The organism is Serratia sp. NPDC078593 (assembly GCF_050268245.1).
Lineage (GTDB): Bacteria > Pseudomonadota > Gammaproteobacteria > Enterobacterales > Enterobacteriaceae > JBNNGK01.
Map to the genome: position 1 here is coordinate 92,135 of NZ_JBNNGK010000011.1, position 15,762 is coordinate 107,896.

At 52.2% G+C, this 15,762-nt stretch carries 9 protein-coding genes and 3 tRNA genes; 6 read left to right on the top strand and 6 right to left on the bottom strand.

The annotated features are described in order from the left end of the window. The first annotated feature begins 27 nt into the window (after positions 1–27). Genes ptrA through recD form a run of 3 tightly spaced genes read left to right on the top strand, consistent with a single transcriptional unit; the run spans position 28 to position 8,323 of the window. Complete coding sequence (ptrA, locus tag ACQKDS_RS13625; RefSeq protein ID WP_399671421.1) at positions 28–2,916, top strand: pitrilysin; 2,889 nt, start codon at positions 28–30, stop codon at positions 2,914–2,916. Beyond that, positions 2,913–6,464 (top strand): exodeoxyribonuclease V subunit beta, encoded by a 3,552-nt coding sequence (recB, locus tag ACQKDS_RS13630; RefSeq protein ID WP_399671424.1) that lies wholly within the window; start codon positions 2,913–2,915, stop codon positions 6,462–6,464. The genes ptrA and recB overlap by 4 nt, the downstream gene beginning before the upstream one ends. Continuing rightward, complete coding sequence (gene recD / locus ACQKDS_RS13635) at positions 6,461–8,323, top strand: exodeoxyribonuclease V subunit alpha (protein WP_399671427.1); 1,863 nt, start codon at positions 6,461–6,463, stop codon at positions 8,321–8,323. Before recB ends, recD begins: the two co-directional genes overlap by 4 nt. Before the next feature lie 25 nt (positions 8,324–8,348). On the opposite strand, the gene argA is transcribed toward recD, so the two are convergent. Continuing rightward, positions 8,349–9,674 (bottom strand): amino-acid N-acetyltransferase, encoded by a 1,326-nt coding sequence (argA, locus tag ACQKDS_RS13640; RefSeq protein WP_399671430.1) that lies wholly within the window; start codon positions 9,672–9,674, stop codon positions 8,349–8,351. A gap of 227 nt (positions 9,675–9,901) precedes the next feature. Between argA and amiC the strand changes: the two genes are divergently transcribed. Further along, positions 9,902–11,158 (top strand): N-acetylmuramoyl-L-alanine amidase AmiC, encoded by a 1,257-nt coding sequence (gene amiC / locus ACQKDS_RS13645; RefSeq protein WP_399671433.1) that lies wholly within the window; start codon positions 9,902–9,904, stop codon positions 11,156–11,158. Positions 11,159–11,252: 94 nt separating this feature from the next. On the opposite strand, the gene ACQKDS_RS13650 is transcribed toward amiC, so the two are convergent. The 3 genes from ACQKDS_RS13650 to ACQKDS_RS13660 form a co-directional block, all read right to left on the bottom strand. After that, positions 11,253–11,329 (bottom strand) — tRNA-Met (locus ACQKDS_RS13650). A 52-nt stretch (positions 11,330–11,381) separates the two neighbouring features. Then, positions 11,382–11,458: transfer RNA gene (locus tag ACQKDS_RS13655), tRNA-Met, on the bottom strand. Between the two features lie 62 nt (positions 11,459–11,520). Then, a tRNA-Met gene (locus ACQKDS_RS13660) sits at positions 11,521–11,597 on the bottom strand. Positions 11,598–11,813: 216 nt separating this feature from the next. Here ACQKDS_RS13660 and mltA point away from each other — a divergent pair. Next, positions 11,814–12,959, top strand: a complete 1,146-nt coding sequence (mltA, locus tag ACQKDS_RS13665) for a murein transglycosylase A (protein ID WP_399671437.1) — start codon at positions 11,814–11,816, stop codon at positions 12,957–12,959. Positions 12,960–13,233: 274 nt separating this feature from the next. After that, on the top strand, positions 13,234–14,043 hold the full coding sequence (gene tcdA / locus ACQKDS_RS13670; RefSeq protein ID WP_399671440.1) for a tRNA cyclic N6-threonylcarbamoyladenosine(37) synthase TcdA: 810 nt from the start codon (positions 13,234–13,236) through the stop codon (positions 14,041–14,043). Here the strand turns inward: tcdA and csdE are convergent. Both csdE and csdA read right to left on the bottom strand, forming a co-directional pair. Next, positions 14,034–14,468, bottom strand: coding sequence for a cysteine desulfurase sulfur acceptor subunit CsdE (gene csdE, locus ACQKDS_RS13675; protein WP_399671443.1), 435 nt, complete (start codon positions 14,466–14,468; stop codon positions 14,034–14,036). The two genes, tcdA and csdE, sit on opposite strands and share 10 nt — an antisense overlap. 20 nt (positions 14,469–14,488) lie before the next feature. Then, positions 14,489–15,697, bottom strand: coding sequence for a cysteine desulfurase CsdA (gene csdA / locus ACQKDS_RS13680; protein WP_399671446.1), 1,209 nt, complete (start codon positions 15,695–15,697; stop codon positions 14,489–14,491). Positions 15,698–15,762: the final 65 nt, after the last annotated feature.

Genomic DNA, 15,762 nt, shown 5'->3' on the forward strand with positions numbered 1-15,762 from the left:
GCGCCAGAATAGGGGTTTATTTTGGATATGCGCAGACGATTGGCCCAGCTAAGTGGGTTGATGTTAGTAGTATTATTTTGGACACCGCTGAGTTGGGCTGCCCAAGGATGGCAACCGCTGGCGGAGAAAATTCACAAAAGTGAGTCCGATCCGCGACAATACCAGGCGATTAAACTGAATAATGGCATGACAGTGCTGTTGGTTTCAGATCCACAAGCGCCGAAATCATTAGCCGCGCTGGCGTTGCCGGTGGGGTCATTGGAGGATCCTAACAGCCAGCTTGGCTTGGCGCACTATTTGGAACATATGGTACTGATGGGATCTAAGCGTTACCCTGAGCCGGAAAATTTATCTGAATTTCTTAAAAAACATGGCGGTAGCCACAATGCGAGTACGGCGTCATACCGCACCGCTTACTATCTGGAAGTGGAGAATGATGCGCTTGAACCCGCGGTTGATCGCATGGCGGATGCTATCGCGGAACCGTTACTCGATCCCGATAACGCTGACAAAGAGCGTAATGCGGTGAATGCTGAATTAACCATGGCGCGTTCGCGTGATGGTATGCGCATGGCTCAGGTTGGGGCTGAAACACTCAATCCGAAACACCCAAGTGCACGTTTTTCCGGTGGCAACCTAGAGACGTTAAAAGATAAACCGGGTAGCAAGTTGCATGATGAACTGACCGCATTCTACCAGCGTTACTACTCGGCCAATCTAATGATGGGCGTGTTGTACAGCAATCAGCCATTGCCGCAATTGGCCGCGCTGGCAGTGAAAACCTTCGGCCGTGTGCCAAACCGTCAGGCCACGGTACCGTCGATTACCGTTCCCTCTGCGACTCAAGACCAAAAAGGGATCATCATTCATTACGTACCGGTTCAGCCGCGTAAACAGCTAAAAGTTGAGTTTCGCATTGATAACAACAGTGCCGCGTTTCGCAGTAAAACGGATACCTACATCAGTTATTTGATCGGTAATCGCAGCGAAAATACCTTATCTGACTGGTTACAACAACAAGGGTTGGCAGATGCCATCAATGCGGGTGCCGATCCGATGGTCGATCGTAATGGGGGTGTGTTCTCCATCAGCGTCTCGCTCACCGATAAAGGGTTGGCAAAGCGTGATGAAGTGATCGCCGCAATTTTTAGCTATCTGAAAATGTTGCGTAGTGAAGGCATCAAAAAAAGTTATTTTGATGAAATTTCTCACGTATTAAATCTGGATTTCCGTTATCCCTCGATCACCCGCGATATGGGCTATATCGAATGGCTGGTGGATATGATGCTGCGGGTACCGGTTGAGCACACGTTGGATGCGCCCTACTTAGCAGATCGTTATGATCCTAAAGCTATTGGGCAGCGTCTGGATGAGATGACACCGCAAAATGCACGAATTTGGTTTGTTAGCCCGAATGAGCCGCACAATAAAACAGCCTACTTTGTTGATGCGCCCTATCAGGTCAACAAAATCGCGGCGCAGCGTTTTGAGCAATGGCAGCAACTGGAGCAAAGCATTACGCTGTCGCTGCCCGCACTGAACCCGTATATCCCGAATGATTTAGCCTTGCATAAGCCATCCCATGACTTGATTAAACCTAAAATGGTGGTGGATCAGCCGGGGCTGCGGGTGTTGTATATGCCGAGCCGCTATTTTGCCGATGAGCCCAAAGCTAGCGTTAGCGTGGCATTCCGCAATGCCAAAACCCTAGATTCGGCACGTAATCAGGTACTGTTCTCGCTGACTGACTATCTGGCGGGTATTGCCTTGGATCAACTGAGTTATCAAGCCTCTGTCGGCGGCTTAGGATTCTCCACTTCTGCAGATAACGGGCTGTTGTTTAATGCCAATGGTTTCACTCAGCGTATGCCACAGTTACTGACTTCGTTGATTGAGGGATATGCCAATTTTACGCCTACCGATACCCAGTTGGCGCAGGCTAAATCGTGGTACCTGCAACAACTGGATGCCGCTGAGAAAAGCAAAGCGTATGAATTGGCTATCCAGCCTATTCAGATGGTGTCCCGTGTTCCTTACAGCGAGCGTAGCGAACGTCGGGAAGTGTTAAAAACGCTGACGCTAAAAGACGTACTGGCTTACCGTGATAGTTTGATGAAAGACGCGACGCCGGAGTTGTTGGTGGTCGGTAATATGAGTGAGCGGCAAGTAAACGCACTGGCATCAACGTTAAAACAGCGGCTGCAATGCACCGGTGTGGAATGGTGGCACGGTGAGGATGTGCAAATTGCTAAGCAGCAGTTGGCTAATCTGCAACGTCCTGGTAGCAGCACCGATTCGGCGCTTGCCGCGGTATACATTCCAGTTGGTTATGACGAAGTGACCAGCATGGCTCACAGTGCATTGCTGGGGCAGATTATACAGCCTTGGTTCTATAGCCAACTGCGTACGCAGGAACAACTGGGTTATGCGGTGTTCGCTTTTCCAATGTCTGTTGGGCGCCAGTGGGGGGTTGGTTTCTTGTTGCAAAGCAACAGTAAGCAACCTGCTTATCTTTACCAACGTTATCAGGATTTCTATCCAAAGGCTGAAAAGCGACTGCGTGAAATGAGCGAGGCAGACTTTGCCCAATACCAAAAAGCGCTGATTAATGAGTTGAAGCAACGCCCGCAAACGTTGAACGAAGAGGCGGGGCGCTTTAGCAACGATTTCGACCGGGGTAATTTTGCGTTCGATAGCCGAGAGAAACTGATCGCGCAGATTGAGCAACTTACCCCCACAAAGTTAGCTGACTTCTTCCATCAGGCCGTCATTCAGCCAAGCGGGTTGGCGGTATTGTCACAAGTGAGTGGCAGCAGCCAAAATAAAGCCGATTATGCAAACCCACCAAGTTGGGTGGATTTCCCGAACGCTTCCACGCTGCAACAAACGCTACCGCGTAAGGTTACAACGCCATGACAGACCACTCCCCGCAGACACTTAATCCGCTAACGCTGCCGCTGTTTGGTGAACGGCTGATAGAAGCATCGGCGGGGACCGGTAAAACTTTTACCATTGGTGCATTGTATCTGCGCTTGTTGTTGGGGTTAGGTAAAGAGGTGGCGTTTCCCCGGTCGTTGACGGTCGAGGAAATCTTGGTGGTAACGTTTACCGAGGCTGCTACGGAAGAGTTACGCGGGCGTATTCGTAGCAATATCCACGGATTACGCATTGCCTGCGTGCGGGGCCAGAGTAAAGACCCGCTGTTTTCATCCTTGTTGGTGGAGATCAACGACCGCTCTGATGCGGCTGCACAGTTGCTGGCCGCAGAACGACAGATGGATGAAGCGGCGATTTACACCATCCACGGTTTTTGCCAGCGGATGCTCACACAAAATGCGTTTGAATCCGGTATTTTATTTGAACAAACGCTGGTGCAGGATGAATTACCGCTGCGCCGTCAGGCCTGCGCCGATTTTTGGCGGCGACACTGTTACCCATTACCGTTAGGGGTTGCTCGTGCGGTCAGTCAAGAGTGGAGTGGACCGGAGGCACTGCTGGCAGATTTAGCGGGTTATTTGCACGGTGAAGCGCCAGCCTTACGACAACCGCCAAAAGACGATGAAACAGTATTGATGCGCCATGAGCAAATCGTAGCGCGTATTGATGCAATCAAAGAACAATGGTTGGCAGCCGCGGGCGATCTTGAGGCGTTAATCGCTGGCTCAGGCGTCGATAAGCGCAGTTACAGTAGTAAACACTTGCCGAATTGGTTGAGTAAAGTGGGTGAGTGGTGCGCATTAGAAACGCAGGATTACCAATTGCCGAAAGAGTTGGATAAATTCCGGCAGTCAACGTTGTTAGAGAAAACCAAAAAGGGTGAACCCCCGCGCCATTCATTATTTGTGGCGATTGACCAACTGTTCAACGAACCGTTGACGCTACGCGATTTGATTATGGCGCGGGCTTTGAGCGAGATCCGTACCTCAATCCAACAGGAAAAACGCCAGCGTGCTGAGCTGGGGTTTGACGATCTGCTGAGCCGATTAGATAGCGCTCTGCAAAGTGCTGGCGGTGACCAATTAGCGGAGGCTATTCGCCAGCGTTACCCTGTGGCAATGATTGACGAGTTTCAGGATACCGACCCGCAGCAATATCGAATATTTCAAAAACTCTACGTCGGGCAGCCGCAATGTGGTTTGTTGTTAATCGGCGATCCCAAACAGGCCATTTACGCGTTTCGCGGCGCAGACATTTTTACCTATATGCGTGCGCGCTCCGAGGTGAGTGCCCACTATACGCTCGAAACCAACTGGCGCTCGTCTCCCTCCATGGTGAATAGCGTTAATCAGCTATTTTCTCAGGTCGAAAAGCCATTTTTGTTCGGTCAGATTCCGTTTATCAATGTGGCTGCTGCTAGCAAAAATAGTGGATTAGCGTTTGAATTACATGCCCAATCGCAACCGGCGATGCATTTTTGGTTGCAGCAAGGAGAGGGCGTAGGAGTAAGTGATTACCAACAGCTGATGGCGCGGCAGTGCGCCGTGCAGATCCGCGACTGGTTAAGCGCCGGACAACGTGGCGAAGCCTGGTTAATGGATGGGGAACAGCGGCGTTCTGTCCAAGCGTCGGATATTACTATTTTGGTGCGCAGCCGTGCAGAAGCGGCGTTGGTACGTGACGCATTGAGTCAACTGGCGATCCCCTCCGTTTATCTGTCAAACCGCGATAGCGTCTTTGATACGCCAGAAGCCAAGGATGTGTTGTGGTTGTTACAGGCGGTATTGGCACCGGAACAAGAGCGAACGCTGCGTAGCGCGATGGCCACCGGGTTGCTAGGGTTGGATGCGTCAATGCTTGATGCGTTAAACCGTGATGAACGCGCCTGGGATGCGTTGGTCGATGAGTTCGATGGCTATCGTAGCCACTGGCAACGCCGTGGCGTATTACCGATGCTGCGGCAGGTAATGACGCAACGAGGTCTGGGGGAAAATCTGTTGGTCAGCCCCGGCGGGGAACGCCGCCTGACGGACGTGATGCACTTGGGTGAGCTATTACAAGAAACATCGGCTCAACTCGACAGCGAACATGCGTTAGTGCGTTGGTTAGCGCAACAGATAGCGCAACCGAATCGTCAGTCGGATAACCAACAGCTACGCTTGGAAAGCGATCGCCATCTGGTGCAGGTTATCACCATCCATAAATCCAAAGGGTTGGAATATCCACTGGTTTGGTTGCCTTTTGTGGGTAACTTCCGCCAGCAGCGGCAGGTGCTTTATCACGATCGTCATAGTTTCAAAGCATTACTTGATCTGAATGCCAATGAAGAAAGTATTGCCTGGGCAGAGGAAGAGCGTTTGGCGGAAGACTTACGCCTATTGTATGTAGCCCTGACGCGCTCGGTTTATCATTGCAGCATTGGCATCGCGCCATTGATCCAGGGAACGCGAAAAAAACAGGGGGAAACCGACCTCCATCGCGGTGCGTTGGGTTATCTGGTTCAGGCAGGCCATGCGGGCGATGCGGCATATTTGCATCAGCGATTGCAACAACTGGTAGGGGAAGGTATTGCCCTCTCTTTGGTCGAAGAGCTCGATGAGCAGCCTTGGCAGCCTCAAGATGAGATAACGGCCAGTTTGGCGGCTAAACGCTTTACCCGCTCAGTGCAGGATTTTTGGCGCGTGACCAGTTATACCGGCTTGCAGCAGCACGGTGCTGGCATGATGCAGGATCTGTTGCCGCGGCTGGATGTTGATGCCGCCGGAGAACAGGCTTCTGATAGTGAGCCGGAACTGACTCCGCATACTTTTCCGCGCGGTGCCGGGCCGGGTACGTTCCTCCATAGCCTGTTCGAGACGTTAGACTTTACACAAGCGTTAGACGGCGAGTGGTTGCTGGAACAACTGCGATTGCAGGGATACGCCGATCACTGGCAACCGATGCTACTGCAATGGATGCAGGTGTTACTGAACACGCCGCTCAATGAAAGCGGTGTAGCACTGGCGATGTTACCCTCACAGGCTAAGCAGGCCGAGCTGCAATTTTACCTACCGATCGGCGAATTATTACAGGCCAACCAACTGGACGCGTTGGTAAAACGTTACGATCCGCTGTCTGGTCAGTGCCCAGCGCTGGATTTCCAGCAGGTGCAGGGCATGCTGAAAGGTTTTATCGATCTGGTATTTTGCTGGCAGGGTAAATATTACCTACTGGATTATAAATCCAATTGGCTGGGGCCAGACAGTCGCGCCTACACTCAACCGGCGATGGCGCAAGCAATGGCCGAGCATCGTTACGATTTGCAGTATCAACTTTATACCTTGGCATTGCATCGTTATCTACGGCACCGCTTGGCCGATTATGACTATCAACGTCATTTCGGCGGCGTTATTTATCTGTTTTTACGCGGCGTGGATGCCGAGCAACCCGGCAATGGCATTTTTGCTTGTCGGCCTGACGCCGCACTCGTGGAAGGGATGGATCGGTTGTTCAGTGGCGAAGCGAGTACCACGGGAGCTGAGCAATGATCGATTTATTACAGCAGGCCGTAACGCTAGGTGCATTACGCCCATTGGATATGCAGTTTGCGCGGGTCGTTGCCGAGCCACATCGGCCAGATATCTTGCTGGCTGCCGCGTGCCTCAGCGCAGAATCCGGTGCCGGGCATGTTTGTTTGCTATTGGATCAGCTATTGCCGGCGAAGTTATTTGGCGGGCGGCAGCCCGAGTTAGCACAGGCGGTATGGCAAGCCGCCGGGCAGCCAGATGTGGAAGGGTGGCGGCAACGGTTGCTGACTGCGGCGGCGGTGAGCGACGGTAGCCAGCCAACGCCGTTGGTGTTGCAACAGCAGCGGCTTTATTTACAGCGTATGTGGCAAAGTGAAGGCGAGGTTGCGGCGTTTATCAGCAGCGATAGCGTGCCGGAGGCGATCGATATCGCGCGTCTTCGTACCATTCTTGACCAGTTATTTGGCCCAGGGACGGCTTCGCCAGACTGGCAAAAAATAGCCGCAGCGGTTGCTGCGACGCGCCGTATCGCGGTGATATCCGGCGGGCCGGGGACGGGTAAAACCACGACCGTGGCTAAATTACTGGCCGCCTTGGTACAATTGGCCGAGGGTACGCGGTTGCGCATTCAACTTGCCGCACCTACCGGTAAAGCTGCGGCGCGCCTGACCGAGTCGTTGGGGAGCGCCAGCCAACACCTGGCATTAACGCCTGAGCAACGCGCATTATTTCCTAGTGAAGCGGCAACATTGCACCGTTTGTTAGGGGCGCAACCGAACAGCCAGCGTATGCGTTATCATCGTGGTAACCCATTACACCTTGATGTGCTGGTGGTTGATGAGGCATCGATGGTGGATTTACCCATGATGGCGCGTTTGATTGCGGCATTGCCTCAACATGCCAGAGTTATTTTCCTGGGGGACCGTGATCAATTGGCCTCTGTGGAGGCCGGAGCGGTGTTGGGGGATATTTGTCGTTTTGCTGAGCAGGGCTATAGCGATACGCGCGCCGCTCAACTGAGCCAGCTCACTGGCTGTGCTTTGTTAGGGCAAGTTGCGGAGGCAGACGCGGCAGTACGTGATAGCTTGTGTCTGCTGCGTAAAAGTTATCGTTTTGACGCAAAGTCCGGCATCGGCCAATTAGCGCTTGCGGTTAACGCTGGCGAGGGTAAGCGAGCGTTGTTGGCGCTTGATGGTCATTTTAGCGATGTTGCTGGTTTTCCGTTGGCGAACACAGAAGATTACCAGGCGCTATTGGATAACTGTGTGAATGGCTATCGTGATTATCTCAAGTTAGTGAAGATGGGGGCTGATGCGCAGCAGATATTAGCGGCGTTTGGCCATTTCCAAGTGCTGTGTGCCCTTCGCGAGGGGCCATTCGGTGTCGCTGGTCTCAATGAACGCATTGAAACGGGGCTTCAACGTGCGGGTTTGATTCGGCGTAACGCAGGCGCTGCGGGAAAATGGTATCTGGGACGGCCGGTGATGATTGGTCGTAATGACAGTGCGTTAGGGCTGTTTAACGGGGACATTGGCATCGCGCTGCCAGACGAACAGGGGGAGTTGCGTGTGCACTTCCAGTTGCCGGACGGCAATATCAAATCGGTACAGCCAAGCCGATTACCCGCGCATGAAACCGCCTACGCCATGACGGTGCATAAATCGCAAGGTTCGGAGTTTGACCATACGGTGTTGGTGTTACCTAACCATTATCTACCGGTGTTAACGCGGGAGTTGGTCTATACCGCGATCACGCGAGCCCGGCGACAATTGTCGTTATACGCCAGCGAGAAAGTGCTCATGAGTGCCATTCGTACGCCTACTCAGCGGCGTAGTGGGTTGGCAGAACGCTTGGTTGTTGCCGCGCAATCCGAGCAATAGGGCACCGCGACAGTGCCCCGATAGTTTATATATTGGCCAGCAGGATCTTGGAGCGGCGTTGATAGTTATACAACGCCTGTTTCTGAATCGGTAATACGGCGACATCCGCAGGGGTGAAACCCCGCTCTTGGAACCAATGGATGCTGCGTGTGGTGAGGACGAACAGTTTGTTTAACCCCATCTGGCGCGCTTGGTTTTCCACCCGCTGTAGCAGCATTTCCCCCCGCGATGAGCTGCGATAATCAGGATGCACGGCAACGCAAGCCATCTCACCGATTTTCTCTTCTGGGAATGGGTAAAGTGCAGCGCAGGCGATAGTCAGATTATCGCGCTCAATGATGGTGAACTTATCGATCTCCATTTCTAATTGCTCACGCGAGCGGCGCACCAGAATACCCTGTTGCTCCAATGGCCGGATCAGCTCCAGGATACCGCCAATGTCATTGATGGTCGCACGGCGTACCTGTTCGGCGCTCTCCATCACAATCTGCGTACCGATACCATCACGGGAGAACAGCTCCTGCACTAATGCGCCATCCTCCTGATAGCTGATCAGGTGGCTACGGCGTATACCGCTACGGCAGGCTTTCACTGCGCCGCGCAGGAAGCGCACAGTACCGGAGTGGTAATCGCCGTTTTCTTCTAATTCTTCAATGCGTTTTTGCCCATCATTGGGGAACAGTTCGGAAAGGATATTCCCCTCAGCGTCGGTAACGCCTTGTGATGAACAAAAGCCAATCATTTTCTCCGCCTTCAGTTTAATCGCAAGTTGGGTCGCGACTTCTTCCGACGTCAGGTTGAAGCTTTCACCGGTGACAGAAACGGCTACCGGGCCGATCAGCACGATGGCATTACTGTCGAGTTGACGATGGATGGCATCTTCGTCGATGCGACGTATACGCCCGCTGTGGCAATAATCAATGCCGTCGTCAATACCGAGCGGTTGGGCGATAATAAAGTTGCCGCTGACCACGTTGATATGGGCACCTTGCAGTGGCGTATTGTTGAGGCTCATGGATAGCCGCGCTGTGATGTCGAGTTGCAACAAACCGGCAGCCTGCTTGACCAGCTCCAGCGTTGACGCATCAGTAACGCGGGTATGCTTGTGATAAATAGGCTCAAGGTTATGCAATGCCAGGTTGGCATCAATTTGTGGCCTCGCACCGTACACCACCACCAGACGAATACCCAGGCTATGCAGCAGCCCGATGTCATTAACAATGTTGGAAAAATTGGCGTGTTCAATGGCTTCGCCACCTAACATGACGACAAATGTCTTGCCACGGTGAGCATTTATGTAAGGGACTGAGTGACGGAATCCTTGAACCAGTTCTGTACTACGCTCCTTCACGGCACACCTCTTTTGCATATTTATACGTAATTTGTGTATTTTTATTCTTTTATTGTGCGGATGGCAAGTAGGGATTTATCTGGTTTCTTTTGCTAACACCGCTAAATCGTTAATAAATTGACAAAACATAACAAGATTTTCTGATGACAGCGCCGAGCGGATTCGTTAAAGTTTTTGACATTATTACTTTTCTGATGTTTTTTTGAGCTAATTCTTGCTGGAGTCGCATGTCAAACGCTAATCACGATCCGGGTCGCCGTCGTCTGTTGCAGGGGGTCACCGCAACCTGGTTACTGAGTGTCAGTTGCGTCGGTATGGCTGCCTCAACGCAAATGATTGCCGTGCGGGTTTGGCCTTCCTCAACCTATACTCGTGTGACGCTCGAATCCAATGTAGAACTGAAATATAAACAGTTTGCGTTGACTAATCCCGATCGCATCGTGGTAGATATTGAAGGGGTGCATCTCAATAGCGTACTGAAGGGAATCGCTGGACAGGTACAAAGTGTCGATCCATATCTAAAACAGGCACGCGTTGGTCAATTTGATAAAAACACCGTGCGAATAGTGCTGGAATTGAAGCAAAGCGTTAGCCCACATATGTTTACCCTGTCGCCGGTGGCGGAGTACCGTAACCGGTTAGTACTTGATTTGTACCCTGCCAAAGCATCCTCTGGCGAAGAATATGATCCGCTATTGGCATTACTGGAAGATTACAACAAAGGGAATTTAGAACGAACATTGCCTGCGCCGACGCAAGCGCCGCAAACCGGTAAGGCGGGGCGTGATAGACCGATCGTCATCATGCTGGATCCTGGGCATGGCGGTGAGGATCCTGGCGCGATCGGTAAATATAAAACGCGCGAGAAAGACATTGTACTGCAAATCGCCCGTCGTTTGAGTGCGATGATTAAGCGTGAACCCAATATGAAAGTTTTTATGACACGCAATGAAGATGTGTTTATTCCGCTAAAAGTACGGGTGGCAAAAGCGCGTAAACAGCGTGCCGATCTGTTTGTGTCAATTCATGCGGATGCTTTTACCAGTCGTGCGGCGCGTGGCTCGTCAGTGTTTGCACTGTCGACGAAAGGGGCCACCAGTACCGCAGCAAAGTTCTTGGCACAAACGCAAAACGAATCGGATCAGATTGGCGGCGTCAGCAAAAGTGGTGACCGTTATCTCGATCACACCATGTTCGATCTGCTGCAGACGGCGACGATCAATGACAGCCTGAAGTTTGGTAAGGAAGTGCTGAACCGAATGGGAAAAATTAACCGTTTGCATAAGAATCGGGTCGATCAGGCAGGCTTTGCGGTACTTAAAGCGCCAGATATCCCATCGATTTTGGTTGAAACGGCGTTTATCAGTAATGTCGAAGAAGAACGAAAATTGCGTACCAGCCACTTCCAACAGCAGATTGCTCAATCTATTCTTGCGGGGATTAAAGCCTACTTCGCCAATGGGGGCGCATTGGCAAAACGCTAAGCGATTGCGCCGGGCTGAGGCTCGGCATCGCGATGTTTGCAGATTTCAGATACAAAAAAACACCCGTTAAGGTGCTTGATTATCAACATAATGTTGGTTGCGGGGGCCGGATTTGAACCGACGACCTTCGGGTTATGAGCCCGACGAGCTACCAGGCTGCTCCACCCCGCGTCCGTCTTACTGCTTACTTTTCATTTTTTTGATGCCGTACTGCGGCATCGATTGGTTGCGGGGGCCGGATTTGAACCGACGACCTTCGGGTTATGAGCCCGACGAGCTACCAGGCTGCTCCACCCCGCGTCCGTCTTACTACTTACTTATCGATGCCAACCCTTTTATGATACCGTTGATACAGTATCGGTTGGTTGCGGGGGCCGGATTTGAACCGACGACCTTCGGGTTATGAGCCCGACGAGCTACCAGGCTGCTCCACCCCGCGTCCGATGGATGCGCACTATACTCCCCATGATTTATGATGCAACCCCTTTTTGCAGATAATTGAATGAAAGCCATTTTGTTGATGAATTTCTCCCCAGATTGTTTCTTTTTTATCACGTTGTGCGCGGTTGGATTTTTTGTTGGCAGAGATTCCTTTATCTATAGCTGTTTGTTATCGTTCAGCCGGAAGATTCATATCTGTATAAGAGAGCGCGCGATGAAAGGACGTTGGGGCAAATACCTGCTGGGCGGGTTAGTGGTGGCATTGCTGGCGGGGTGTTCGTCTAAGCCGACCGACCGTGGTCAGCAGTATAAAGACGGGCGATTGAAACATTCACTGGAGTTCGTTAATCAGCCGAATGCCCGCGGTGTGCCGATCAACGCGAAAGACTACGCCGATCAACTAATGGAGATTCAATACGCTTCGCCCTCTTTATTTAACCGTAATAACGGCACTTATCAGGCGGTACAACGTTGGATGGCATCCGGCGCAGACACTCGCCAGCTCAGCCAATTTGGGCTAAACGCCTATCAGATGGAAGGCGTGGATAATTACGGCAACGTACAATTTACCGGTTATTACACCCCAGTGTTGCAGGCGCGCTACATTAAACAGGGCGAATTCCGTTACCCGCTTTATCGCATGCCACCTAAAGGGCGCGGCCGTTTGCCTGAACGCGCAGGCATTTATAATGGTGCGCTCAGTGACCGCTACATCATTGCCTATACCAATTCACTCATGGATAACTTCATGATGGAAGTTCAGGGCAGCGGTTATGTTGATTTTGGCAATGGTCAGCCATTAGTGTTCTTCGGCTATGCCGGTAAGAATGGTCATGCTTATCGCAGTATTGGTAAAGTGTTGATCGATCGTGGTGAAGTCGCCAAAGCGGATATGTCGATGCAGGCGATTCGCCGCTGGGCTGATACCCACAATGAGGCGGAAGTGCGCGAGCTATTGGAACAGAACCCATCGTTTGTCTTCTTCCATCCTGAGTCTTTCGCCCCGGTGAAAGGCGCCAGTGCGGTGCCATTGATTGCCAAAGCGTCGGTGGCTTCCGACCGCTCATTGATTCCTGCGGGTACCACGTTACTGGCGGAAGTGCCTTTGCTGGACAATCAGGGTAAATTCACAGGAAAATATGAGATGCGGCTGATGGTGGCGCTGGATGTGGGCGGGGCGATTAAAGGTCAGCACTTTGACATCTACCAAGGCATCGGTCCTGAAGCCGGCCATTCGGCTGGATACTACAACCATTATGGCCGAGTATGGGTGTTAAAAGGAGGGAATAGCGGCGCGCCGTTGTTCAACGCTTATCAGCCGAAGACCAACCAAAGTGGCTCTTTGTTAGTAAACCGTTAATTCTACCCTGACAGCATTGCCAGACCCGCAAGGGCCGGATTTTCCGGTCCTTATTATTTTCATATATTGATCGTTGACTCCAATAGCGCTATTGGCGCCAGCAGTTTGGATACCCGCAGTGCGCAAGTGCCGTTGCGTGAAAGCCGTTAGTGACAATGAGCGCCTTATCGGCATCATTTAGACGGTGAAAAGCAACGCCGTTGTTCGCATTGCGCCCAAGACCAAAATGCCTGGTGAATAGCCGAATGAGTCATTCTAAGGTAAAGAAAGCGTTATGAGCACCACACCTTATTCAGAAGCCTATCTGCAACGTTTTGGCGGTACGGCCCGATTGTACGGTCAGCAAGCGCTGGCGCTGTTTGCCCAGGCGCACGTTTGTGTCATAGGTATTGGCGGCGTGGGCTCATGGGCTGCAGAAGCGCTGGCGCGTACCGGTATCGGTGCGATTACGCTGATCGATATGGATGATGTTTGTGTCACAAATACCAACCGTCAGATTCATGCATTGCGTCAACACGTAGGCCAATCTAAAACCGAGGTGATGGCAGAGCGTATTTTGGCGATTAATCCTGAATGCAGCGTGACGTGCGTCGATGACTTCATTACGCCGGACAATGTTGCTGAGCTGCTGGATAATAATTTCAGCTATGTGATTGATGCCATTGACAGCGTGCGGCCTAAAGCGGCGCTGTTAGCTTATTGTCGCCGCTTTAAGATCCCGGTGGTGACGACCGGGGGAGCCGGTGGGCAGATCGATCCGACACGTATTGAGGTGGTGGATCTGGCAAAAACCATTCAAGATCCGCTGGCGGCTAAACTGCGTGAAAGACTGAAAAATGATTTCAATGTGGTGAAGAACAGCAAAGGCAAATTGGCGATCGATTGTGTCTTTTCCAGTGAGCCGCTGGTTTATCCGCAGCCTGACGGATCGGTTTGTGCGTCACGCAGCACGGCTGAAGGGCCGAAGCGTATGGATTGCAGCGCCGGTTTTGGCGCGGCAACCATGGTCACCGCCACTTTTGGTTTTGTCGCGGTTTCTCATGCGTTGAAGAAGATGGTAGCTAAGGCGATGCGTCAGGCATAGCGCATTGCAATGCACTTCACTCCCGCGGCCAAGGCTTCCAGGCCGCTGGCGCGAGTCGCACTGAGTTGGGCGAGCAGCCCCAGCCGGGTGAACAGTGCGAGCGGATCGACCGATAATAGTTGCTCTGGGGTTTTGCCTTCTACTGCGGTCAACACGATCGCCAACAGGCCGCGCACGATGCGGCCTTCGCTGTCACCATAAAAGTGCAGCGTGCCGTCCGCGAGCAATTGGTGGCCCAACCATACCCGATTCTCACAGCCGCTCAATTCTGCTTCTTGGTTGCGTAGATCCTCTGGCAGTGGCGGCAACTGTTTTGCCAGCATCACCAATTGACGATAGCGGTCTTCCCATTGTTTGAGCGTGCTGAATTTTTCAAGCAACGCCTGTTCGGTAATAGTATGGCCAAAGGGATGAGGGGCGAGCATAGCGTCTCCGTGGTTCATGGTTATTCATCTGCCAGCAAATCGACGGCGTTGATCAGCGCATTAACCAGTGCATCCACATCGTCATGGGTGTTGTACGGTGCAAAGGAAGCGCGTAACGTGCCTGTCACGCCGAGCGCAGCCATGAGCGGTTGTGCGCAGTGCTGGCCAGCACGTAGCGCGATATTTTGTTCTGCTAGCAGAGTGACAATATCACTGTGGTGAATGTTGGCAATATCAAATGCCAACAGGCTGGCATTGGAACAGCGGAAACTACGAAAGCCGGGTAACTGCGCCAAGCGGCGTTCGGCGCTTTCCGCCAGTTCGCAACTGTAGGCCTCTGCCATCACCCTATTTTGCCCCTCAAGCCAGTTAAATGCCGCAGCCAGGCCTAATACCCCTGCGATATTGGGCGTTCCCGCTTCGAAACAGTGGGGCGGCTTTTGCGGTGTAAAACCCGCAAAGGAGGCGTGCGTCAGCATTTTACCGCCACCTTGCCACGGTATCATCTGTGCTAACAGTTCACTTTTGCCATACAGGATGCCGATGCCCGTAGGGCCATAGAGTTTGTGGCCGGAGAAAGCATAAAAATCGATGTCTAAGTGCTGAACATCGGCAGGGCAATGAACGATACCTTGTGCGCCATCAATCATGACTTTAGCCCCGGCATCGTGTGCCAGTTTAATTGCTAGGGCTAAATTCGGACAACCGCCCGTAACATTCGACATTTGCCCCAAAGCCAGCAAGCGTGTTTTCTCATTAAGCAAATTGGGAAGCTGCGTCAGGTCAGGTAAATAGTCAGTACCTAGCGGGAGTTTGACCACTCGCGCGCCGGTCTGCTCTGCTACCATCAGCCAAGGGATCAGGTTGGCGTGGTGCTCAGCTTCGCTAACGATGATCTCATCACCCGCTTGTAAGCGTGGCCGTACATAGCTTTGTGCGACCAGATTAATTGCTTCGGTCGTTCCGCGTGTCCAGATGATGTCATCTGCCGTCGGTGCGTTGATTAACCTTGCAGCCAGTTGCCGTGCTTGTTCGAATCGGGCGGTCAGATCTTGAGCCGCGCGATGTTGGCTACGATGCACGGTTGCGGCGTCATTGCTGTAGAATTGCTGTATAGCGGCAATTACTGGCTGAGGCTTTAGCGCAGTGGCGGCGCTGTCCAGATAAATACCAGGTTGGGCAAGCGCGGGGAATTGGCTACGAAAAAATGAGGGGTTAAACGGTGTCATAGAAGCAATCACAGGTTGAGATAAGAGGCGATCCTGTCCTATTTTTCCTAAAGTGACAAGTTATG